The 22,542-nt window shown below is 43.4% G+C and carries 20 protein-coding genes and 1 riboswitch; of the genes, 11 read left to right on the top strand and 9 right to left on the bottom strand.

Annotation, left to right across the window (positions count from 1 at the left end; genetic code table 11):
- Window positions 1-55 precede the first annotated feature (55 nt).
- A complete protein-coding gene (locus AC1DVB_RS15080) occupies window positions 56-1,156 on the top strand; it encodes an iron-containing alcohol dehydrogenase family protein (protein ID WP_057275774.1) in 1,101 nt (366 codons plus the stop codon).
- 116 nt (window positions 1,157-1,272) lie between these two features.
- Here AC1DVB_RS15080 and AC1DVB_RS15075 read toward each other — a convergent pair whose 3' ends face one another.
- On the bottom strand, window positions 1,273-2,310 hold the full coding sequence (locus AC1DVB_RS15075; RefSeq protein ID WP_057275773.1) for an NAD-dependent epimerase/dehydratase family protein: 1,038 nt from the start codon (window positions 2,308-2,310) through the stop codon (window positions 1,273-1,275).
- Window positions 2,311-2,490: 180 nt separating this feature from the next.
- On the opposite strand from AC1DVB_RS15075, the gene AC1DVB_RS15070 reads away from it, so the two are divergent.
- Together AC1DVB_RS15070 and AC1DVB_RS15065 are read left to right on the top strand one after the other, a co-directional pair.
- Window positions 2,491-3,375 carry a PucR family transcriptional regulator gene (locus AC1DVB_RS15070; RefSeq protein WP_057275772.1) on the top strand — a complete coding sequence of 295 codons (885 nt, stop codon included), beginning with the start codon at window positions 2,491-2,493 and terminating at the stop codon, window positions 3,373-3,375.
- A 113-nt stretch (window positions 3,376-3,488) separates the two neighbouring features.
- A complete protein-coding gene (locus tag AC1DVB_RS15065) occupies window positions 3,489-4,634 on the top strand; it encodes an ABC transporter ATP-binding protein (RefSeq protein ID WP_057275771.1) in 1,146 nt (381 codons plus the stop codon).
- Between the two features lie 57 nt (window positions 4,635-4,691).
- Here the strand turns inward: AC1DVB_RS15065 and AC1DVB_RS15060 are convergent, their stop codons facing one another.
- Together AC1DVB_RS15060 and fumC are read right to left on the bottom strand one after the other, a co-directional pair.
- A complete protein-coding gene (locus tag AC1DVB_RS15060; RefSeq protein WP_034314767.1) occupies window positions 4,692-4,934 on the bottom strand; it encodes a hypothetical protein in 243 nt (80 codons plus the stop codon).
- A 109-nt stretch (window positions 4,935-5,043) separates the two neighbouring features.
- Complete coding sequence (gene fumC, locus AC1DVB_RS15055) at window positions 5,044-6,426, bottom strand: class II fumarate hydratase (RefSeq protein ID WP_048687419.1); 1,383 nt, start codon at window positions 6,424-6,426, stop codon at window positions 5,044-5,046.
- Window positions 6,427-6,752: 326 nt separating this feature from the next.
- Window positions 6,753-6,866, top strand: a riboswitch (SAM riboswitch).
- An 86-nt stretch (window positions 6,867-6,952) separates the two neighbouring features.
- Here fumC and AC1DVB_RS15050 point away from each other — a divergent pair.
- Window positions 6,953-8,065, top strand: a complete 1,113-nt coding sequence (locus AC1DVB_RS15050; RefSeq protein ID WP_477589799.1) for a methionine biosynthesis PLP-dependent protein — start codon at window positions 6,953-6,955, stop codon at window positions 8,063-8,065.
- Entirely contained in the window at window positions 8,062-9,243 is a 1,182-nt protein-coding gene (gene metC, locus AC1DVB_RS15045; protein ID WP_477589797.1) for a cystathionine beta-lyase, read from the top strand. Before AC1DVB_RS15050 ends, metC begins: the two co-directional genes overlap by 4 nt.
- An 87-nt stretch (window positions 9,244-9,330) precedes the next feature.
- On the opposite strand, the gene AC1DVB_RS15040 is transcribed toward metC, so the two are convergent.
- From AC1DVB_RS15040 to AC1DVB_RS15030, 3 genes are all read right to left on the bottom strand, one after another.
- Window positions 9,331-9,579: a type B 50S ribosomal protein L31 gene (locus tag AC1DVB_RS15040; protein WP_477589795.1), complete on the bottom strand. Its 249-nt coding sequence runs from the start codon at window positions 9,577-9,579 to the stop codon at window positions 9,331-9,333.
- Window positions 9,580-9,715: 136 nt separating this feature from the next.
- Window positions 9,716-11,734 carry an ABC transporter ATP-binding protein gene (locus AC1DVB_RS15035; protein ID WP_430024408.1) on the bottom strand — a complete coding sequence of 673 codons (2,019 nt, stop codon included), beginning with the start codon at window positions 11,732-11,734 and terminating at the stop codon, window positions 9,716-9,718.
- Window positions 11,731-13,482: an ABC transporter ATP-binding protein gene (locus tag AC1DVB_RS15030; protein ID WP_477589793.1), complete on the bottom strand. Its 1,752-nt coding sequence runs from the start codon at window positions 13,480-13,482 to the stop codon at window positions 11,731-11,733. The genes AC1DVB_RS15035 and AC1DVB_RS15030 overlap by 4 nt, the downstream gene beginning before the upstream one ends.
- A 509-nt stretch (window positions 13,483-13,991) precedes the next feature.
- On the opposite strand from AC1DVB_RS15030, the gene AC1DVB_RS15025 reads away from it, so the two are divergent.
- The 4 genes from AC1DVB_RS15025 to AC1DVB_RS15010 all read left to right on the top strand — a co-directional run bounded on the left by AC1DVB_RS15025 (window position 13,992) and on the right by AC1DVB_RS15010 (window position 18,248).
- The gene (locus tag AC1DVB_RS15025) at window positions 13,992-14,159 is read left to right on the top strand and encodes a hypothetical protein (RefSeq protein WP_156404298.1); all 168 of its coding nucleotides are present in this window, start codon (window positions 13,992-13,994) and stop codon (window positions 14,157-14,159) included.
- Between the two features lie 21 nt (window positions 14,160-14,180).
- Window positions 14,181-15,362 carry a DUF2515 family protein gene (locus tag AC1DVB_RS15020; RefSeq protein WP_057275767.1) on the top strand — a complete coding sequence of 394 codons (1,182 nt, stop codon included), beginning with the start codon at window positions 14,181-14,183 and terminating at the stop codon, window positions 15,360-15,362.
- 74 nt (window positions 15,363-15,436) lie between these two features.
- Window positions 15,437-15,790, top strand: a complete 354-nt coding sequence (locus AC1DVB_RS15015) for a hypothetical protein (protein ID WP_057275766.1) — start codon at window positions 15,437-15,439, stop codon at window positions 15,788-15,790.
- Window positions 15,791-16,133: 343 nt separating this feature from the next.
- Window positions 16,134-18,248 (top strand): peptidoglycan D,D-transpeptidase FtsI family protein, encoded by a 2,115-nt coding sequence (locus tag AC1DVB_RS15010; protein WP_082609202.1) that lies wholly within the window; start codon window positions 16,134-16,136, stop codon window positions 18,246-18,248.
- Window positions 18,249-18,301: 53 nt separating this feature from the next.
- Here the strand turns inward: AC1DVB_RS15010 and AC1DVB_RS15005 are convergent, their stop codons facing one another.
- The gene (locus tag AC1DVB_RS15005) at window positions 18,302-18,769 is read right to left on the bottom strand and encodes a CBS domain-containing protein (RefSeq protein ID WP_057275764.1); all 468 of its coding nucleotides are present in this window, start codon (window positions 18,767-18,769) and stop codon (window positions 18,302-18,304) included.
- 67 nt (window positions 18,770-18,836) lie between these two features.
- Window positions 18,837-20,327: a glycerol kinase GlpK gene (glpK, locus tag AC1DVB_RS15000; RefSeq protein ID WP_477589790.1), complete on the bottom strand. Its 1,491-nt coding sequence runs from the start codon at window positions 20,325-20,327 to the stop codon at window positions 18,837-18,839.
- Window positions 20,328-20,517: 190 nt separating this feature from the next.
- Between glpK and AC1DVB_RS14995 the strand changes: the two genes are divergently transcribed.
- Together AC1DVB_RS14995 and AC1DVB_RS14990 are read left to right on the top strand one after the other, a co-directional pair.
- Entirely contained in the window at window positions 20,518-21,309 is a 792-nt protein-coding gene (locus AC1DVB_RS14995; protein WP_057275762.1) for a TIGR00266 family protein, read from the top strand.
- 88 nt (window positions 21,310-21,397) lie between these two features.
- A complete protein-coding gene (locus AC1DVB_RS14990) occupies window positions 21,398-21,604 on the top strand; it encodes a hypothetical protein (RefSeq protein ID WP_222620127.1) in 207 nt (68 codons plus the stop codon).
- Between the two features lies 1 nt (window position 21,605).
- Here the strand turns inward: AC1DVB_RS14990 and AC1DVB_RS14985 are convergent, their stop codons facing one another.
- Window positions 21,606-22,355, bottom strand: coding sequence for an SDR family NAD(P)-dependent oxidoreductase (locus AC1DVB_RS14985; RefSeq protein ID WP_477589807.1), 750 nt, complete (start codon window positions 22,353-22,355; stop codon window positions 21,606-21,608).
- Window positions 22,356-22,542: the final 187 nt, after the last annotated feature.

Raw genomic sequence — 22,542 nt, 5'->3', positions numbered from 1 at the left:
ATCAAGGCCTGCTTCCCCTTTACCGGGAACAGGCCTTTCATTAAGGAGAGAAAATATGAATACCTTACTGGAGGTCCGCAGCGGGCCCGCTTATTACGCCTGTAAAGCAAATGTCCTTGAAAACCTGGAAGTGAAACTGAGTAGAGGGAATATTCGTAAAGTGCTCGTTATTCATGGACAAAAGTCCTGGGAAGTTACTGAACCCTTCTTTCCTTCCTTAGAAAATATTGAGACGATCTTTTTCACATACGGAGGGGAATGCAGTGACCCGGAAATTGAACGCGTCAAGAAGGCAGCTCTTGAACATGGTGCAGATGCCTTAATTGGCATTGGCGGCGGTAAGTTGCTCGACCTCGCCAAATCGGCCGGAAACTCGCTTCAAAAGGAAATCATCCTCATTCCAACCTTGGCTTCCACCTGCGCTGCCTGGACACCGTTGAGTGTCATTTATGATGATAATGGTTCATATGTCCGTTATGATATTCATGAAAAAAGCACTTGGATGTTATTGATCGAACCAGGAATTCTTCTTAATTCGCCAATTAACTATTTACGTGCTGGAATCGGCGATACATTGGCGAAATGGTACGAGGGCAATGCACTGGCCGAAAAGCTTGCCACCAAGTCCGTTTGTATTGAATTGGCCCATCTGGCCGCAAGGCAATGCCAGGAAGTTTTATTGACATATGGCGAGGAAGCCTTAGCTGATTTGGAAAAAGGGAAATGGACAGATGCGCTGCAGCGTGTAATTGAAACGAACATCATCACAGGTGGTCTTGTTGGTGGGTTTGGCGGCCAGTACTTGCGCGTTGCCGGTGCCCACTCCATTAATAACGGCATGACTTCCATCACCCAAGCGCATCATTTACTTCACGGGGAAAAAGTGGCATATGGCATTTTAGTCCAGCTTGTGCTAGAAGGGAAATTCTCGGAAATCAAACAATTGCTGCCCATCTACCGGGTGCTTAAATTGCCGATGACATTGCTTGATATTGGCCTGACTGTTGAACATAAGGCGGAACTTCAACAGATTGCAGCCCACTCTGTCAAAGAAGGTGAAGACATCCATCTTCTTTTCCCTGATATCAACAAGGAAAAAGTGGCAGCCGCCATGGAAAACCTTGAAATACTTACAAACCATGCAAGCCCTTCCTAAAAAAGCGATGGGGTTTTGACCCCATCGCTTTTTTTGATTCCTCATTGTATAAAATCATCATTTCCACCAAGCATACATAATGTGCCATTAATACTTCAGTATAATAAAAGAAGGTCTCAACCTATTGTCTGTTTCCATAATCCAAGAAGATCACTTTCATGTTGTCTGTGCATGCCTGCTTTTCTATCGGCGGATTCCGGACGGCCCTTTTCCCAATTCCATATATCTTCGAGAGTTTCTGATAGGGGACGGAATGTTAGTCCATTATTGATTGCTTTATCGTTGTCGACAGCCAAAAACCCATTCAAAGGTTCCTTACCTCCTGGTAAAGGGAATTCTTCCGGTATCCATAAAGGCATTTCTCCCCACGGCTCTACTTTATTGTCATTTAAAAATTTTTCAGAGACCCATGTAAAGGCAGCATTACTTCTTGTTACCTTTTTGCAGCCTTCAAGTATTTGCCCCATAGTCAGTGTGTATTCTGGCCCAACGGCATTATACGTACCTGTCACGCCTTTTTCCATCATTTGGATGATCCATTGAGCCAAGTCCCTTGCATCGATAATTTGGATTGGACGTCCAGGACGTCCAGGCGCTAAAACTTCTCCCCCTTCCGCTATTCTTTTAAGCCAGTACGGCATTCGGTCAGTGTAATCATATGGACCTACTATTTGCCCGGCACGAATTGACAATACTTTCCCCGGCAGTTCTTTTTCAGCTGCTTTTTCGCTTAATGATTTTAACGGTCCATAATATTCACCGTATATCGGTCCAGCCGTTCCGCGGGTTATTTCTTCTGCTTTATCATCATTTAGTGCATGAACCTCTCCATTTTCATCAATACCTGGTTCGGTTGGATCACTATAAACCGAGATGCTTGAAATATATGTATAATGTTTAACTTGATTAAGCAACCTGCAAGATTTTGATACAGTTCGAGGGATAAAGCCTGATGTATCAATTACTGCATCCCACTGTCTTCCTTTCAGCATTTCAAGATCCCCGTCGCGGTCCCCTTTTAACTGTTCTATTTCGGGGAAAACATAAGGGTCATTTCCACGATTAAAAAGTGTGACATCATGCCCCTTCTCTATTGCAGCTTTTGCTATATATCGGCCTAAAAACCGTGTACCACCCAATATTAAAATGTTCATGGATCTCCTCCTCTTAAACGATATTCCATAAAGCATACGCAATACCCTTTCTTGAAATTAATAATACTTGCAACTTTTCTTTGGTTTTCCCTTCTCGGAAAAACTAAAGATATCCTAATCTTTTGAACTTTATTCTTTTTCGCTATAATGATATGGAAAGGGAGAAAGAAGGTGGAACCGATGCTTGAAAATCTTAAACAAAAATTCCCGAACGCTCTTACCAATAAAAAGGATACTGATGATATTTCTAATTATGTTTGGTTCGAAGACTTCAGAAGTATACTTGGTATTCCCCGTTCAGAAATCACAGCAGAAGAAATCCGTTTATTGGAACTGCTTTTTGTTCCTTCCATAAACCCAAATAACCTCAATGCACATCCAGGCTCATCATGGAAAAATTTTTTATCCGAACCGAATGCACCATTGCCTTTAACGAGCTGGGAGAATGTTCGATTCCTTCATTTCAAGTTGACACATGCTGATTTTTCCAACTCCGATTTTGAAGGGGCCTTCCTCGCTTTCGTTCCATCTGACGCAGCTATTATTTGGGAAAATGAAACGGCAGGCGTCTTAATTGAACCGGACAAGGATGAACCATTATCAAATAAAGAACTGATCGCCATTACTTCCACACTTGAAAGTGACTTTTATGTAAAGACCCGTATGTTCACCGGGCGATTTCACCCTGTAGATCAAGACCTTCGCCATCACTGGACTCAGGAGAAAAAGTGTTTTGAAGTGGCACAGGTGCATCTGCCGGATATAAAAGTGACTGATTTGGCAGACATCATCCCATACTCATTAATAAATGATCCATCCTTTAAGAATGCAAATTGGTTTATCAATGAAATTCTTGGGAAGACCAAGCAGGATACTGAGCTTATCAAAACGGTTAAAACGTATATCGAATGTAACTCCAATGCCACATATGCCGCCAAACAGCTTTATATACATCGGAACAGCTTACAATACCGAATCGATAGATTCTCTGAAAAAACTGGTCTCGATATTAGAAACTTCCGTCATGCCCTTACTGCATACTTGATACTTTTACTGAATGATTAATTTCCAATGTAAACACTTTTTTGTGCAATATGCCCATACTTTTTTCAAAACCTATAGCTTAGACTATAGCTAATTGGTACAAGTAATCTAAGAGTTTAAAAGGGGGATTTTTCATGGCAGAGTTAGTGTTAGATCATATATTCAAGATTTATGATAAAAAGGTGACGGCTGTTAAAGACTTCAACCTTCGTGTTGCCGATAAGGAATTCATCGTTTTTGTGGGACCTTCAGGTTGCGGGAAATCAACGACATTAAGGATGATTGCCGGACTGGAAGACATTTCCCAAGGGGATTTATACATAGACGGCAAGCGAGTCAATGATGTCCCCCCTAAAGATCGCGATATTGCGATGGTTTTCCAGAACTATGCCTTATATCCTCATATGTCTGTATTTGACAATATGGCATTCGGATTAAAGCTCAGGAAAACGCCAAAAGCTGAAATCAAGCAAAGAGTAAATGAAGCGGCAAGGATTCTCGGACTTGAAGAGCTGCTAAACAGGAAACCTAAAGCGCTTTCAGGTGGTCAGCGCCAGCGTGTTGCACTTGGCCGTGCAATTGTAAGGGACGCAAAAGTTTTCTTGATGGATGAGCCATTATCCAATCTCGACGCAAAACTGCGGGTACAAATGCGCGCGGAAATAGCTAAACTGCATAAACGGCTCGACACCACAACGATATATGTCACACATGACCAAACAGAGGCAATGACCATGGCGACACGTCTTGTTGTAATGAAAGATGGTATCATCCAACAGGTCGGTGCTCCAAAGGATGTTTATGAGAAACCAATAAACGTGTTTGTCGGCGGCTTTATCGGATCGCCTGCCATGAACTTCTTTACCGGAACATTAAAAGAAGGCACAATCAAAATAGGCGAACAAACGCTTGAAATACCTGAATTTAAGATAAAAATGCTACGTGATCAAGGATATGTCGGAAAAGAAGTAATCCTTGGAATCCGTCCGGAAGATTTCCATAATGAAGGAGCTTATTTCACGGAGTCCCCTAACACTACATTCACGACCCAAATTGATGTAGCCGAACTCATGGGCGCGGAGATCATGCTCTACTCCACTTTAGAGGGGCAGGACTTCGTTGCAAGGGTCGATGCCAATAACATTATCCAGGCAGGCGAAAAGATCGAACTTGCCCTCGACATGAATAAAGCGCACTTTTTTGATAAAGGGACCGAACATCGCATTTTAGTTGAAGAAGATGAACAGATGCAGGAAAGCATGAAGTTATCTGCCAATTAAACATGAAAAGACCCATTCATTATGGGTCTTTTTACGTTTATTAAAATAAAGGGCGATTCATTCCTGGACCAATACCACTTCATCATGTCCGCATTCAGGGCATTTCATGAGATGGGGGCATTGCCCTTTTTGAAGGGATTGAGGGTATCCGTCGTTTTCTTTAAGTATGTCGATATCCATATAAGCACTGTAATCATCAGCATAATCCATGAATTTCCCTTTATCCTCAAGTTCACTGCCGCATTCCGGGCAATCCACATGAATTTTTCTTAGACCGTTGCAAAGCGGGCATATAGACATTGTTTTTCCTCCTGTTCCAGATACTTATGATTTCAGTATTTGTCGATTCCAGTATTTTAACACATGGAAACACCCTCCCTAATGTTAGAGGGAGGGTGCTTCCATCCAATTATTTATTAACCATGTTAGCAGGATCGACCCATGCTTTGAATTCATCTTCCGTCAGGAACTCCAGTTTCAATGCCGCTTCTTTTAACGTGGAGTTGTCCTTGAAGGCAGTTTTGGCGATCTTGGCTGCTTTTTCATAACCGATATGCGGGTTCAATGCTGTTACCAGCATAAGGGAACGCTCTACATTTTCTTTGATCTTATCTTCATTTGCAGTGATGCCAACCGCACAATTATCGTTGAAGGAATGAATGCCTTCCGTCAATAATTTGACCGTTTGCAGGAAGTTATAGATGATGACTGGTTTGAATACATTCAATTCAAAGTTACCTTGGCTTGCTGCAAAGCCAATTGTAGCATCGTTACCCACGATTTGTGTCGCAATCATGGTAAGCGCTTCACTTTGGGTCGGATTGACTTTACCTGGCATGATGGAGCTGCCCGGCTCGTTTTCCGGAATGGCAATTTCTCCGATTCCGCTTCTCGGTCCACTTGCAAGCCATCTGACATCGTTCGCAATTTTCATTAAATCTGCCGCCAATGCTTTCAAAGCACCGTGTGCGTAGACGATTTCGTTATGGCTAGTCAATGCATGGAACTTATTATCAGATGTGACAAAAGGATATCCTGTATCCGCTGCAATTTGTTTGGCAGAAAGTCCCGGGAATTCTTTCTTTGTATTGATTCCGGTTCCTACAGCCGTTCCGCCTAGAGCAAGGTTCAATAGTTTTTGGCTGCTTTCCTCAATCATCGCCAAATCTTTATCGAGCATCGCTTTCCAACCGGAAATTTCTTGTCCTAATGTTAAGGGTGTAGCATCTTGAAGATGTGTCCGGCCGATTTTCACGACATCCCAAAATTCTTTTTCTTTTGTATCGAATGTATCACGAAGTGCTTTGATGGCAGGAACCAATTTTTCAGCGACTTCCATAAAGGCTGCAATATGCATGGCAGTCGGGAAAGTATCATTTGAGCTTTGTGCCTTGTTAACATCATCATTCGGGTGAAGGATTTCCGATTCACCATTTTCTTTTAACCATTCATTCCCTTTGTTAGCGACCACTTCATTCACATTCATATTACTTTGCGTACCGCTTCCCGTTTGCCAAACTACAAGCGGGAAATGTTCATCAAGCGTACCTTCAAGGATTTCGCCGCAAATCTTGACGATGGCGTTCTTTTTAACTTCGGAAAGATCGCCAAGATCATAGTTCACCTTTGCAGCAGCTTGTTTAACGTATGCAAATGCACGAACCAATTCAATCGGCATTTTTTCGTTACCGATTTTGAAATTGTTACGGCTTCTCTCAGTTTGTGCTCCCCAATATTTATCAGCAGGAACTTTCACTTCACCCATCGTATCACGTTCGATTCTGTATTCCATGTGTTCTCCTCCTAAGTTTGCACTATTCATTGAAGAATTTTTGCATATGAAATGAATAATGTCGGATTATTCTTTCTCTCCATACATTGTACAAACTTTATTATTTTAAAGCAAAAATATCCCGCTGACCCTTTCCATATTTCTGAAAAATCCTAGGCCATTCATATTTAGATGAAAATTTGGATATTCTTTTTTGACACATAAAGTGTAGGCACCGCTAGGCTTCAATTGACCTGGCCATGAACGCCAACACATCATCACCCCCAAAATGTCCTTGACAGTGTTTTGTATATATAGTAAATTCAAAAGAAATTGAATAATCTAAACTCTTATCGAGAGAGGTAGAGGGAATGGCCCGATGACACCTCAGCAACCTTCATTTGTTTCAAACCAATGAAAAGGTGCTAATTCCACAAGTTTATGAACTTGGAAGATAAGAAGAATGACTCGTCCCTACTTAATCAAAGTCTTCTTCTTAAAGAAGACTTTTTTTTATTTTATTTAACTCAAAGGAGCAGTGAAAACCATGTATAAACCTGAAACATATCTTGCTCAATTAGGAAATCGCAGTGAAACGGCGACAGGAACAGTCAATCCGCCGGTATACTTTTCAACAGCTTTTCGCCACGAAGGAATCGGTCAATCGACGGGATTCGACTACACAAGGACAGGTAACCCTACCCGCCAGCTATTGGAGCGATCCATCGCCGATCTGGAAAAAGGAGACCAAGGCTATGCCTGCAGTTCAGGAATGGCCGCCATCTCCACTATACTCGCCCTTTTTAAATCCGGGGATGCGTGGATTGTCAGTGAAGATCTTTATGGCGGTACATATCGGCTGTTAGAACAAGGTTTTAAAAAATGGGGATTGCAGTGTGACTATGTAAACACTTGTTGTTTGGAGGATATCGAAAAAGCCATCACTCCTCACACGAAAGCCATCTTCATCGAAACTCCCACTAACCCTCTTATGCAGCAAACGGATATTAGCGCCGTTGCCGCATTGGCTAAACGATATAATTTATTGCTAATCGTTGATAACACTTTTTACACGCCTCTTATTCAACAACCCATCTTGCTTGGAGCTGATATTGTGATCCACAGTGCAACCAAGTATCTCGGTGGTCATAATGATGTGCTCGCCGGACTGATCGTTGCTAGCGGCGCTGAATTATGTGATGCACTTGCCTTCCATCATAATGGCACTGGAGCTGTCTTGAGCCCATTTGATTCATGGCTGTTGATGCGCGGAATGAAAACCCTGGCATTGCGGATGGAGCGTCATGAAAAGAATGCCAAGATACTTGTAGATTACTTATCGGAGCATGATTGTGTTACGGACGTATTGTATCCAGGCCGAGGCGGCATGATTTCTTTCCGCATCATTGATGAAGCGGCGGTCAACCCATTTTTACAATCGCTCTCATTAATTTCCTTTGCAGAAAGCCTGGGAGGGGTTGAAAGCTTCATCACCTATCCTGCCACACAAACACATGCCGATATACCGCTTGAGGTCAGAACGGCAAACGGTGTTTGTAATCGACTGCTCCGCTTCTCCGTTGGCATCGAGGATAGCGAAGATTTGATTGGTGACTTGCAGCAAGCATTCGCACATGTAAAAAGGGAGGCACTACGATGACAGATCATGATTTTAGCTTTGAAACAAAATTACTTCATAATCAACATAAATTCGATCCGGCAACGGGCGGTGTGAGCGTCCCCATCCAGCATGCATCGACTTTCCATCAATCCGATATCGATCAATTCGGCAAATATGACTACAGCAGAAGCGGGAACCCAACCCGCGAGGCACTTGAAGACATCATTGCCGAACTTGAGGAAGGCACTCACGGCTTTGCCTTTTCATCAGGTATGGCTGCCATTTCAACAGCCTTCCTGCTATTGTCTGCTGGGGATCATATCGTCATTTCCGAAGATGTGTATGGCGGAACGTTCAGGATGGTCACAAGCGTTTTGAACCGTTTCAATATTGAGCATACCTTCGTTGACATGACGGACCTTGAAAGTGTCAAAGCGGCGGTTCAGCCAAATACCAGGGCCATATACATTGAAACGCCTTCAAATCCTTTACTTAAAGTGACCGATATTCAAGCTGTATGTGATATCGCAAAAAAAGCCGGTGCCTTAAGTTTTGTTGATAATACATTCTTGACGCCCGCATTGCAAAAACCGCTGAATCTGGGCGCTGATGTTGTCCTTCATAGCGCGACGAAGTTTTTATCAGGACATAGTGATGTGGTAGCTGGGCTTGCGGTCGTGAAAGATCCGGAATTGGCGGCAAGACTCGGTTCGCTTCAAAACTCCTTTGGAGCGGTCCTTGKTGTTCAGGATGCCTGGCTCGTAATGAGAGGCTTGAAAACCTTGTCAGTTAGAATGGAACATTCACAAAAAGGGGCCGAAAAGATTGCAGCCTACTTAAAGGAGCAGCCCTTGGTGAAAAAAGTGTATTATCCCGGCCTAGCCGATCATCCACAGCACGCCATCCAGAAAGGCCAGTCACTCGGAGCAGGGGCGGTCCTTTCATTTGAATTGGAAAGTGAGGAAATCTTCCGTTCCTTCGTGAACACTGTCGAGCTCCCTGTTTTTGCCGTAAGCCTGGGAGCGGTAGAATCCATATTATCCTACCCGGCCAAAATGTCCCATGCGGCCATGCCTGCTGATGAAAGGGAAAAGCGAGGCATCACGAATAGCTTGCTCCGCCTCTCTGTCGGACTGGAAAATCCGGATGATTTAATCAAGGACTTCGAAGCTGCCCTCGTCAATATTGCCAAAGGGGAAGCAATTGCTGCAAAATGATTAAAGTAGTGGGTGCCTCATATTTTATGGGCACCTTTTTTATTCCATCAATAAAAGAAGACCATCGATTTCCCGATGGCCTAACTCTCATTTCTTCATATTATATTTATCCAGGAAGCTATCCACCCGTCCGCCTTTTTCAGCAAACTTCTGCTTTCCTGTATAATAAGGGTGCGTATCCGAGCTGATTTCCACTTTTAATAAAGGATATGTTTGGCCGTCTTCCCAAACGATTGTTTCATTGGACGTCTTAGTGGAGCCTGTCAAAAATTTATACCCACTGTTGGTATCCATGAATACCACTTGTTGATAATCGGGATGAATTTCTTGTTTCACTATTATCACCTCATCGTCAGTATAGGTATATTTTAAACGTAATGATTACTATTATCAACCATTATGCTTGAAGGTACCAAAAGTCGGTACCTTCATTATAGTTTAATCTAGATGATCTACCCTTATTCCATTGTGTTCAGCCAGCCATGCCTTTATGCGGACCTGCCTGCAGTTCATACATTTGATAGTACTTCCCTTTCAGTTCCATTAATTCCTCATGTGTACCTTGCTCAGCAATCCGCCCTTTTTCCAGTACAAGAATTTGGTCGGCATTTTTTATCGTGGAAAGCCTATGTGCAATGATGAAGGTCGTTCTCCCTTTTTTCAGCACTTCCATACCCTCCTGGATAATTGCCTCGGTTTCGGTGTCGATGCTTGCTGTCGCTTCATCCAAGATCAATATGGCCGGATTGAATGCAAGGGCACGAGCAAAAGAGATTAGCTGACGCTGTCCGGAAGACAGCGTTCCGCCTTTTTCGATCACGGGCTCGTCAAGCCCTAAAGGAAGATGCTTCAGCACTTTGTCCCCCCCGACATCTCTTAATGCTTTTTCAACCATTTCCCTTGTGATGCCTTTATGATTGAGACTGATATTGGAGGCGATGGTGCCAGTAAATAAATAGGGGTCCTGAAGGACGATCCCCATATGCTCCCTAAGCGTCTGATGGGGGATATCCAATATATTTCTGCCATCGATTTTGATCTGACCTTCACTGCTGTCATAAAAGCGGAATAATAAATTCATTATGGAGCTTTTTCCTGAACCAGTGTGGCCAACTAAAGCAACCGTTTCCCCCTGTTTAGCGGAGAAGGAAATGTCCCTTAACACATATTCTTTATCCTTATAACCAAAAGAAACATTTTCGAATTGTACGTTTCCTTTGTATCTGGATATGTTTTCATCGCTGACTGCCAATCCCTTCTCATCCAATAAGCTGAACGTCCTCTCCCCTGCAACAAGCGCCTGTTCAAGATTAGCGAACTGATTGACGATTCCGTGAAGCGGATGTAGCAGGCGGCTGATCAAATCAACAATTGCATACATCATCCCTAAGGAAATGGCCGAACCCGCTGTAAGGGAAATCCCGCCGAAATACCAGACGAAGGCCATCAGCGCCAAAAGCTTAATGACGCCAATCAAGTTTCCACCCGTCAACGAATTCAAATGGAGCATTTTATTTTGATAGGAAAAATGCTCCCGGTTCAGATTTTCAAAAGATTGCTTCGTCTCCTTTTCACGTCCAAATGCCTGAATGATGCTCATACCAGAAATGGATTCATTAATCATTCCATTAATATCGCTGACCCGTTCCCGAATGATGTGATTATATTTCGAGGCGAATTTACGGTATACCATCGTCCAGATAACGATGATCGGAATAAGTAGAAGGCCAATGGTACCGACTCTTGGATCCAGAATAAATAAAGCAATTAGAACGCCGAAAATATTAATGGTACTCGAGAAGAAGTTGGCGAGCACGGTTACATATAATTCCCGGATCGCTTCCGTATCATTAGTGACCCTGGCTACAATTTTACCCGCTGGCATATTATCAAAATAACGTATCGGCAGACGGGAAATATGCCTAAAAATATCATTTCGCATCTTCTGTATGATTCGGTTCGCCGCTTTCTGTAAATAAAAACTCTGGCCATATTGAAAAATGGAGGAAAGGATGACAAGGCTAAAATAAAAAGCCACAAGCTTAATGATCCGCGGGATTTCCGGTTGATAAAATCCCATCACTTCCTGACTCGTCAATTTCACTGCTTGCGCACGTTGCTCTTTCCCGTCTTTCCTGATGATCAATGATTGGTTCTCCAAGGTTCTGCGCCCATCGATAGGGACAGCTTCATCTACGAAGACAAATTGATTGCCAACCTGCAGAACATGGACTTCCCTGCCTTTCTTCTCACCTTTTGAAAAGTAATCAGCCCGTTTATACCAATTTCCATCATACTTAACTGCATCTTTTCCTTTACCTGCTTCATGCCAGGAAGATTCGATGCCAAGTATATGTGAATCGATGATTTTCTTGGCAACGAAAGGACCCGTTAAATCGGCCGCTACCGAAAGAGCAAGCATGATCAGGGCGCCAATGATCAATTTTTTATAAAGGGCAGCATAATTAAAAAGTTTCTTTACGACCTTCATGCCTTCACCTCCGTTCCTTCGTCAACCTGCTGTCGTTCATATTGCTCGCTATACCAGCCATCATTCAGCAGTAAATCCGCATGAGTCCCCTCTTCGATGATCTTTCCGCTGTCCAATACGATAATCCTGTCCGCGTGCTTAACGGCTGATAAGCGGTGGGTTGTGATGATGGTCGTTTTCCCTGCCCGTTCATTTTGGATATTTTCGATGATCGTCGTTTCCGTTTTTGCATCGACAGCGGATAAGGAATCATCCAATATAAGGATTTCCGGATTTTTGATCAATGCCCTGGCAATCGAGATCCTCTGCTTTTGCCCACCGGACAGAGCGACACCCTTCTCACCGACGAGTGTCTCTAATCGGTTTGGCAGCATCATTAAATCCTTCTCAAAATCCGCAAGCCGGATGGCTTCAGCCAGTTCACCTTCCGTTGCATCCATTTTACCGAATAAGATATTTTCCCTAACAGTCTTCGAGAATAAAAAATGGTCCTGTGGAACATATCCGATCCATTTACGGATATCTTCAAGGTGCAGTTGCTCCAGCGGCATGCCTGCAAAAGCGATTTCACCTGTTCCTAAAGGATATTCCCGCAGCAATTGCTTCACGAATGTCGTTTTTCCACTGCCTGTTTTCCCCACTATCCCCAATGTTTGACCGCGCTCAAGCTGAACGGAAATATCGGATAGATTCACAACCGTTGAGGACGGGTATGTAAAATGCACGGAATTGAATTGGATATTCCCCGGGTTCGTAATACTCTCCATCCCCATTGAATTCTTCACATCCGCTTCATACGAAAGGGTATCCTGAACACGGTCTAGCGAAGCATTTCCCCTTTGCATGACATTGATCAGTTCACCCACCGCGATCATCGGCCAGATTAACATGCCTAGGTACACATTGAACGAAACAAGCCCGCCAAGCGTTATGGCCTGTTGAAACACAAGATAAGCCCCATAGCCCAACCCGATTAAATAGCTGATGCCGATGATAATGCTGATTGTCGGATCAAAGAGGGCGTCGATCCTTGCCACGGCTAGGTTTTTGCTATATACATCCTCGGTCATTTCCTCAAATCGCTTTTCATCTTCCCGTTCCTGGACATAGGCCCGGATAACACGGACACCGGAAATGGATTCCAGGACCTTGTCATTTAAAGTGCCAAAGGCTGCTTGTGCATCCGTAAAACGTTTGTAAATTTTCTTCACGTAAATTTGCATCAGCACTGCCATGATCGGAAGCGGCAGCACCGCCGCAATCGTCAACTGCCAGCTGATCGTGGCTCCCATCATGGCCACTACCGTAATGGTGAACAGCACCGCGTCTACGAGGGTCAATATCCCGAAACCAGCTGTGAGGGATATTGCCTTTAAATCATTGGTTGCCCTTGCCATTAAATCTCCTGTACGGTTTTTCTCATAAAAACTTGGCGTCATTTTCAGCAAATGGCCCATAAACCCTGACCTTAGTTTCCGTTCGACCAAGTTTCCGCCGCCGAATAACAGATAACTCCATAAGTAACCAAATAGGTAACTGCCGATCAGTACCATGAGCAAATAAATAACGTATTTCATGACCCCTTCCTGCGTCATGCTGCCATTGTTCATATCATCGATGGCATTCCCGACAAGTTTTGGCGGGATAACCTCCAAGATATTCACTAGACATAGAAATAGAATCGCCAAGGTGTAACGCTGCCACTGTTCTTTAAAGAACCAGGACAGCTTTTTAAAAATCGCAAACATGAATTCCCCTCCCTTTTGTTCAAACCCTTCGCTCGCTAACCGCTTTCTGGATCTCCCGGCTGCAATAAGATTTCCAATGTCTTTTGTCTCATTTATAGTTCCTCCTATCCTTTATATGGAAAGGGTGCTAATGCACCTGGATCCAAAATGCCAAAAAGCCCCCGCCGATTAGCGGAAGCTTTTTTAGATGCGTAATAACACATATAAAAGCGCAGGCCGCGAAAATTCCACAACCTGCGCTTTAAAATCATGAATGGAAGCGAGGAATCCTATGTCTGGAAAGACAAGGTATCAGGGCAGGCGGACGTATGATATTCAATTGTGACATCACTGTGCTTAACTGATTTAGTCATGACATTCGTCTCCTTTTCCATTGATTAATGGTAATTTTTAACTTATTTTTAAAGATTACTACGTTTGCATATTTTTGTCAATTGTGACTTTTCTAGATTATTGATGGATAATCCTTTATTCTAATAAGAATGACGCAACCTAAGGAGGTTCAGCATATGCAATGGAGAAAATATATACTCCTGGCGGTTCCCTTTTTATTATCAGCCATTTTCATCTTATTTGCCGTACCGGTCCAATATAGATTTTTATCCTTCACTCCTGTGTTTCTTTTCTGGATAGTTTATTATATTTTATTGTACCGGGAAAAGAAGAAAAAAAGATGACATCACCTTGGGGGGTTGCAAATGCAACGCCCCTTTCTTGATGGCTATGCATATAATGATCGAAAAACATTCGTGGTGAAATGTATGCTTTCCCAATATTTGCAAAAGCTGTTGGGTAAACACCCTGCCAAAACAAAACCAATCATCGATGCTGAAAGATTTGACACGCTAAAATCCCGTTTACAAAAAGAGCTCTTTCAGCCTGTTGATGAGTCAAAAGCTTTTTTCCCCGAGGAAGCCGCCCTGATAAAAAGCATTCGAACCGAAACGGCTGCCTTGAACCGGAACAATATCACAAGAACTCAAGCCTATCTTGCCTTTTACAATCGCAATCCAGAGGTTCACTGGGCCTTTTTAGCACATATGGTTTCGAGGAATGGAGGATACCATATGACTGACTTGAAAAGTTCAAACATGACCCATCTACTTGACAGAGCGGAACGGCAGAAATTTTTCCTTTTCCTTGAGCGTGCCAATTCAGCCATATTTGCAGATGCCTTCCCCCAGCTTCTTTTATATGAACATTCTAAACAAAAAGAACTTCCGCTAAGAAGGTATTTACCAGTATTCCGCATTTCAAGATTCATGGCCCCGATTTGGGAATCTTTCATCGAAGAGCCCCATTCACCCCTTTTGACAACGGCCCTTATCATTAATGAACAAAGAATGCTTCAGGAAAGGATATTAAAACGCACCCGTCATGGCGAAATCCTCCGCAGGCTTGATTTTCAGCTTCAGGAATACTTAGGCTTCATGAAAGTGATCTTTCCTTATGCAAACAAGCAAAAAGGACTCCATTCCTTGACAGGACTTACCGTCGAACGCTTTGCCGACCCGAAACAGCGCATTGAAACGGGGAAATTATTATATGGGCTTCTTTTTCAGCATCCGGTGGTTTTTCGCGGAGTTGGCCATTTTACAAAAGAGATTCCCCACACGGGTTCCAGAGAGGATTATTGGGCAAGCATATATACCTCTGATGGATCCACGTCAAAAGATGATAAAATCTACAGCCCCACGCTTCATGATGCATGGAAAGATCAACCATTCTTTCCTCCCCATTCCTTTGATTGGTTCACGAATGAAAGCTTCATGGAAGATTTACGAAGTTTACCAATCATTAAAAAGGTGGACCTGACCAACGAGGTGCTCGAAAATGTCAAGCAGCTCAAAACCCTTAACGGAATGAAAGCCATTTTCTAGCATGATGCCTCTTACTTTGAATATCCCATCCCCCATTTGGCAAGAATGGTTAGCAAAAAGAATGGGTGAATCAAATGAGGGGCATTGTACTATTGAATCCAAATTACAAAATCGGGGATTTACATACGGAGGAAAGCTTTGCAATCCAAAAGATCGTGACGGACAAGTATATGGAAGAGAATAATATTTCCCCGGTCATACTCAATCCGTATCAAATCCACCCTTATTACACCATCCCGCATGAGCTGCTATCCAATTTACAAAGTAAAAAAACGGGGCAAATCGATTGCCTTGTGCTTCACTCCCTGGAAACCATTGAACGTTTCAACTATATTTACCCTGAAAAATGGCTTGAGCTATGCGGATACTTCAATGGGATTATCACTGTCACGACTCAAACTCCCGTTAGGAAACATGAAGCAAAATAAAATCATGGTACTTAAGTCTCTGTAGTGAATTAGGGTTATAGTCATTAATCGTTCATGTAAAAGAGTTCTTTCCAAGTACCTTGGTTTATGTTCCCCTTTTTTTATGGAGCCCCCCAACCACGCATCCCTACTAATGATTGCCGCCGTACCGCTTCTTCCTCTATTTATCTATTATATCAATTTTCCCAATTATAAGATTACTAGGGATTATATAACTCCAGAACATTCTTTTGGAAATATAGATAAATTTACGGATAAAGCATAGAAAAATAAGTTAATTTTATATATCATTAGAGATAGGAATTTTCTTATTTTTTACTTTTACTAGAAAGGAATGTTAATGATGGCCAAAGAAAAAAAGAAAAAAACCCCAATTCCTTTCCGACTGAACTTTATGTTCTTTTTAATATTCATTTTATTTTCAAGCTTAATAATCCGGCTTGGCATCGTCCAAATCGTGTATGGAGATGATTACCTCCGCGAAGTCGACCGAACGGAAAACGATGTGGCCAATACCCCCGTTCCCCGTGGCAAGATGTATGACCGCAACTTGAATCCGGTAGTTGATAATGAGCCACGTAATGCCATTACCTATACGAAATACCCGAATACGAAAACGGCAGATATGGTGAAGACGGCGGAAATCCTTGCCACCTTGATAGAAAAAGATACCAAAAAGGTAACCCTGCCGGATAAAAAGGATTTTTGGATTTTAAAGCATCCGAAAGAAGCCGAAGCCTTGATCACCAAGGCCGAGAAGAAGAAAGTCATCGAAAAGAAACTGGAGCAAAAAGATTTATATAAACTTCAAATGGAGCGGGTAACCGATGAGAATATCAAGGAATTCTCCAAAGATGAATTGGAAGTGATCGCCATCTTCCGGGAATTCAATAGCGGCTATGCCCTCGCACCTTCGATCGTGAAGAATAAAGATGTCACCACTAAGGAATTCGCCAGGGTCAGCGAACATTTGGATGAAATGCCAGGTGTGGATGTAACGACAGATTGGGAAAGGACCTATAAGTATGACGAGACCCTCCGCTCGGTTCTTGGCAAGGTCTCTTCTTCCGAAGAAGGCATTCCCAGTGAAAATATCGACTATTACCTGGCACGCGACTATACCAGGAATGACCGGGTCGGAAAAAGTTATATCGAAAAACAATATGAAGATGTCCTGCGCGGTCAAAAGACGCGGATTGAAAATGTGCTGAGCAAAGGGGAAGTCATCAAAACGAATACCCTCACTGAAGGGCAAAGCGGAAAAGACTTGGTCCTTACAATTGATATGGAGCTGCAACAGCAGGTTGAAAAAATCCTCGAGAACGAATTGCGCAAAACCAAGGCTAAGGGAAATACCTACTTATTGGATCGTGCCTTCGTCGTTTTAATGGACCCAAATACAGGCGAGGTGCTCACGATGGCAGGCAGGCAATACGGCCGCAACAGTAAAACCGGGTTGACCGAAATGAACGATTTTGCCCTTGGAAACATTACGACCTCGTATACGATGGGATCATCTGTTAAAGGAGCCACTGTCTATACAGGCTTTCAGACAGGAGCCATCGCACCAGGGTCAGCTTTCTTTGACAGAAAACTCCTTTTAGCAGGGGCTAATCCCAAAGGATCTTATAGTGATTTGGGCTATGTAACCGATGTCTCTGCGTTAAAGAAATCGTCGAATGTCTATATGTTCATGACGGCAATCAAAATTGCCGGCGGTCATTATATCCCTCACCGGCCGTTAGGAATCAACCGGGAAGCTTATTCAATCATGCGGAATCATTATGCCCAATTCGGATTGGGTGTCCGTACAGGCATCGACCTGCCAAATGAATCCGTAGGGTTTAAAGGAGTCGATATGTCAACAGACGGATTGCTGCTGGATTTATCGATTGGCCAGTATGATACATATACCCCTATGCAATTGGCACAGTATGTATCGACGATTGCAAATGGCGGAAAAAGGCTTGAGCCCCATATGGTCAGGGAAATCAGGAATCCATCCAACGAACACAATGAATTGGGCAGCGTCTTTAAAACGATGAGTCCTAAAGTGTTAAACGACTTAGGCGGAAAAGACGTTTGGATGCAGCGTGTCCAGGAAGGATTCAGGCAGGTCGCACAGGAGCCAGGCGGGACGGCATATAAATATTTTGGCGGGAAGTCTTACCGTGCGGCAGCAAAAACGGGTACTGCCGAGGCCTTTTATGACGGACCGCGGAGGAATCAATATAGCGCGCCAGTCCCGACTATCAATTTGACGCTTGTAGGTTATGCACCCCACAATAATCCGGAAGTGGCATTTTCTGTCGTCGTGCCATGGGTGTATCAAGGCAAGCCCTCTGATGATATTAACAAACGGATCGGGCGGGACGTAATGGACGCCTACTTTAAATTGAAGGAAAAAAGAGCAAAAGGTGAATCTGATGCAGATAAAGCAGTAGAAAGCACTCAATGATGAATACAAAAAAGGCCTGCTCGTAATCGAGCAGGCCTTTTTATGATGCCCATTCATTCCAGCTTTTGAACGAATTCCTTATAAAGGGCCCTAAGGGCATCTCCCCTGCTGATAATGCCGACGACTTTATCATTTTTGTCCACGACGGGGATTTTCTTGAAATGATGCTTGGAAAGGACCTTTATCAATTCTTCTAGCGGATCTTCGGGAGATAGCTTTGTAATCCTTTTATTTTTAATGATTTGTGAGACTTTATCATTCATTTTGGATGTAACCTTTTCATCCAACTCTTCACCGGGAAGAACCGTAATGTAGGTGAAATACCCCATGATGGCTTCCTCTGCAGGTGTCAAGTAACGAAGGATATCCCCGTCCGTCACCATTCCCAATAGCTTATCCTGTTCATCCACAACGGGGACCCCGCCCACTTTATTTTCGATCAAGATCCGCAGAATTTCCTTTAATGTAAAATCAGGACGGGCTACAAAGACTTCCCTTATCATGAAATCCTTAACTAACATAATACCACCCCTTTTTTAAGTTTGTACGTTCTGTATTCATCTCTCCCTATCAATACCCTTACTTACTCTATTTAAAAACCCTTGCCGCCTGAACTGCCTTTTTCCAGCCATTATATAAATCCTTCCGTTCCTGTTCTTCCATCTCGGGTTCGAATTTCTTATCGACCGCCCATAGCTTTGAAATCTCTTCCTGACTTTCCCAATATCCGACAGCGAGCCCAGCCAAATACGCCGCTCCTAACGCTGTCGTTTCACTAATAACGGGTCTTTCGACTGGTACATTCAGGAGGCAGCTTTGGTATTCCATCAAGAAGTTGTTTTTGACAACCCCGCCATCGACCCTTAATGCCTTTAGGTTAATCCCTGAATCAATCTCCATGGCGCTAAGGACATCTTTTGTCTGGTAGGCCAATGCTTCCAATGTTGCCCGGACGAAATGCTCCTTCGATGTCCCCCTTGTCAGCCCGAATACAGCTCCCCTGACATCACTATCCCAATAAGGGGTGCCTAATCCTACAAATGCGGGAACTACATAGACACCATCGGCTGAAGTGACCCGCAAAGCATACTTTTCACTGTCTTTCGGATCATGTAAGAGTTTCAGTCCATCCCTTAACCATTGTATGGCCGAACCTGCGACAAAAATACTTCCTTCCAAGGCATATTCGACTTTTCCATTCAGCCCCCATGCAATCGTGGTCAACAGGCCATGCTCTGATTTCACTGCCTTTTCTCCTGTGTTCATCAGCATGAAGCATCCGGTGCCATACGTATTCTTAGCCATTCCTTTTTCAAAGCATTCTTGCCCGAACAATGCGGCCTGTTGATCTCCCGCTGCTCCGGCAATCGGGATTTCATGCCCAAAGAAATGGTGTGGCGCTGTTTTCCCGTATATCTCCGATGAAGAACGAACGTCAGGGAGCATCGATTGCGGCACTTGCAGGATTTCCAGCAGCTCTTCATCCCACTTCAGGTCATGAATGTTATACATCAGCGTCCTTGAAGCATTCGAATAGTCGGTTACATGTGATTTACCACCCGAAAGTTTCCATATCAGCCACGTATCGATCGTACCAAACAATAAGTCTCCGTTTTCAGCCTTTTCCCGTGCCCCATCTACATGGTCGAGAATCCATTTCACCTTTGTACCGGAAAAATATGCATCAATCAACAATCCGGTTTTCTTCAAGAATAAGTCATCGAGGCCCTCATCCTTCAATTGCGTACAAATTTCGCTTGTCTGCCGGGATTGCCAGACGATGGCATGATGAATCGGCTGACCTGTTTCCTTGTCCCATACCACGGTCGTCTCCCGTTGATTCGTTATGCCAATACCAGCGATCTGTTCAGGCCTTACATTCATTTCCGATAGACAGGAAGCGATTACCGATAAGATGGAGCCCCAAATTTCATTGGCGTTATGCTCCACCCATCCTGGATTCGGGAAGTGCTGGGTGAATTCCTTTTGGGCAATATGCAAAACTTTCCCGCTTTTATTAAATAAAATGGCCCGGGAACTTGTCGTTCCCTGGTCCAATGATAGTATGTAAGTCTCCACGGCTGTCTCCTCCTGCACTTAAGAAAAGGTTCATTTCAGCTTAAGTGTCATGCTGTTTTTTCTTTCTACATTTTACTAGATATACCCGTGAAAACAAAAAATATATAAACTACAGCAGAAAACTGAATAATATTGGCAGGTTAAGAGTTTATCTTTTACAATGAAAATAAGCGGATAGGAGGAATGGAAATTGAATAATCATGAAATAGATTTTAAGGTATATGGAGATGACATGCAGTTTGTTGAAGTGGAATTGGACCCTCAGGAAACGGTGATTGCCGAGGCTGGAAGCTTAATGATGATGGAAGATCAAATCAAGATGGAAACCATCTTTGGTGATGGGTCTTCAAATGGTGACAGCGGAATGATGGGTAAGCTATTCGGGGCCGGGAAACGGCTACTTACTGGTGAGAGTCTTTTCATGACGGCTTTTACGAATGAAGGACGAGATAAAAAACACGTTTCATTCGCATCGCCATATCCAGGTAAAATCATCCCGATGGATTTAAGCGAGCTGGGCGGGAAAATCATATGTCAAAAAGACGCATTCCTGGCGGCCGCAAAAGGCGTTTCGGTCGGAATTGAGTTTCAGAGAAAAATAGGGGCAGGCTTCTTTGGCGGTGAAGGCTTCATCATGCAAAAACTAGAAGGAGATGGAATGACCTTCGTTCATGCCGGTGGCACGATCCATAAAAAGGAATTGGCAGCAGGGGAGATTTTACGCGTCGATACAGGATGTTTAGTGGCAATGACTAGCGGGGTAGATTATAATATTGAAACTGTAAAGGGTGTGAAAACCGCTTTGTTCGGCGGCGAAGGTTTATTCTTTGCAACATTAAAAGGACCCGGAACAGTCTGGGTGCAATCTTTGCCATTCAGCCGGCTTGCCAGCCGTGTATTTGCTGCAGCGCCGCAAAATGGAGGATCATCCGAAGAAGGCAGCGTAGCTAGAGGCTTATTCAATTTATTCAACGATAAATAAGAACCGGACCAATGGCTGCCATCCTGGCAGTCATTGATCTCTTTTGAAAAGGATGGGTAGCTACATGCAGCTTGTTAAGTGGTCCTACATGAGACGCTATAATATCAGGGCAATTTTTGATCAATTCCCGAATTCGCCTGTTATTTTCCGAAAAATAAGAGATTACTATTTTGTTTATACCGTTCACTGGACAGCTGCCGATGCCCCTATCGGCATAAAAGAGCTTGAAGAAATGGAACAGCTGCTTAACCGTGAGCTCGGGACTGAACTGCAATATCTCTACCGAAAAAAATGAGTTACTCCTCGTACATCATTTTTCTTGTCATGCCTCCATCGACGATAAGATCCTCACCCGTAACGAAATTATTTTCCGTTGCCGTCAAATAAAGACAGGCCCTTGCAATATCGTCCGGTTTGCCAACCCGATTGGAAAAATGCTGCAGGTGATCTTCATCCCTCAGCGATTCATAATCTCCCGTTTCAATCCACCCCGGTGAAATCGAATTGACCGTAATTTTCTCTTTGCCCAAAGAAGCGGCAAGTGCATGTGTCAGTGCTTTGATCCCTCCTTTGGTTGCTGCATAGGATTCCGAATCAGGCTCAGACATCATCGCTCTGGTTGATGCTATATTGATGATCGCACCTCCCATTTCATTTTTCCGCATCGATTCTGCCGCGGCCCGGGAACAAAGGAAAACACTGCGCAAATTCGTATTCATCATATCGTCCCATTCCTCTATCGTCAGATCATAAAGCGATTTGAATAATGCCTTTCCTGCATTATTGATTAATATATCAATGGTCTTATATGTTTTTAGAGTTACATCCATCAATTGTTGAATGTCGGCTTCCTTGCGTACATCCGTTTTAACGAACATGGCTTCATGACCCTTATTTTTGAGCTCTTCCACACACAGAAGCCCTTCCCGCTCGTCCAAATCTGCGAGAACGACTGAAGCGCCGCTTTCTGCATATCCCTTTGCCACGCCTCTCCCTATCCCATTCGAAGCACCTGTTACAATCACCGTTTTATTTTTGAAACCCATTATTCCAACCTCACTTTCACAGCCGCTTTTCCCTATCATAATATCCAATCCGCTCCACTTCAAACAATTTTGAGCTATCTAAAAATCCTTTTCTTCATCATCAATAATCGCAGGACCCTTATATTTTTGTAGCTGCCCTAAAGTGATGTATGATAGATGGTAACAACAAGAATGAACCAGAGTGAAA

The sequence above is a fragment of the Peribacillus sp. P4_D6 genome, from assembly GCF_056401795.1.
The sequence above is the reverse complement of the archived record's forward strand: the minus strand, read 5'-3'. Positions and strand labels throughout refer to the sequence as shown.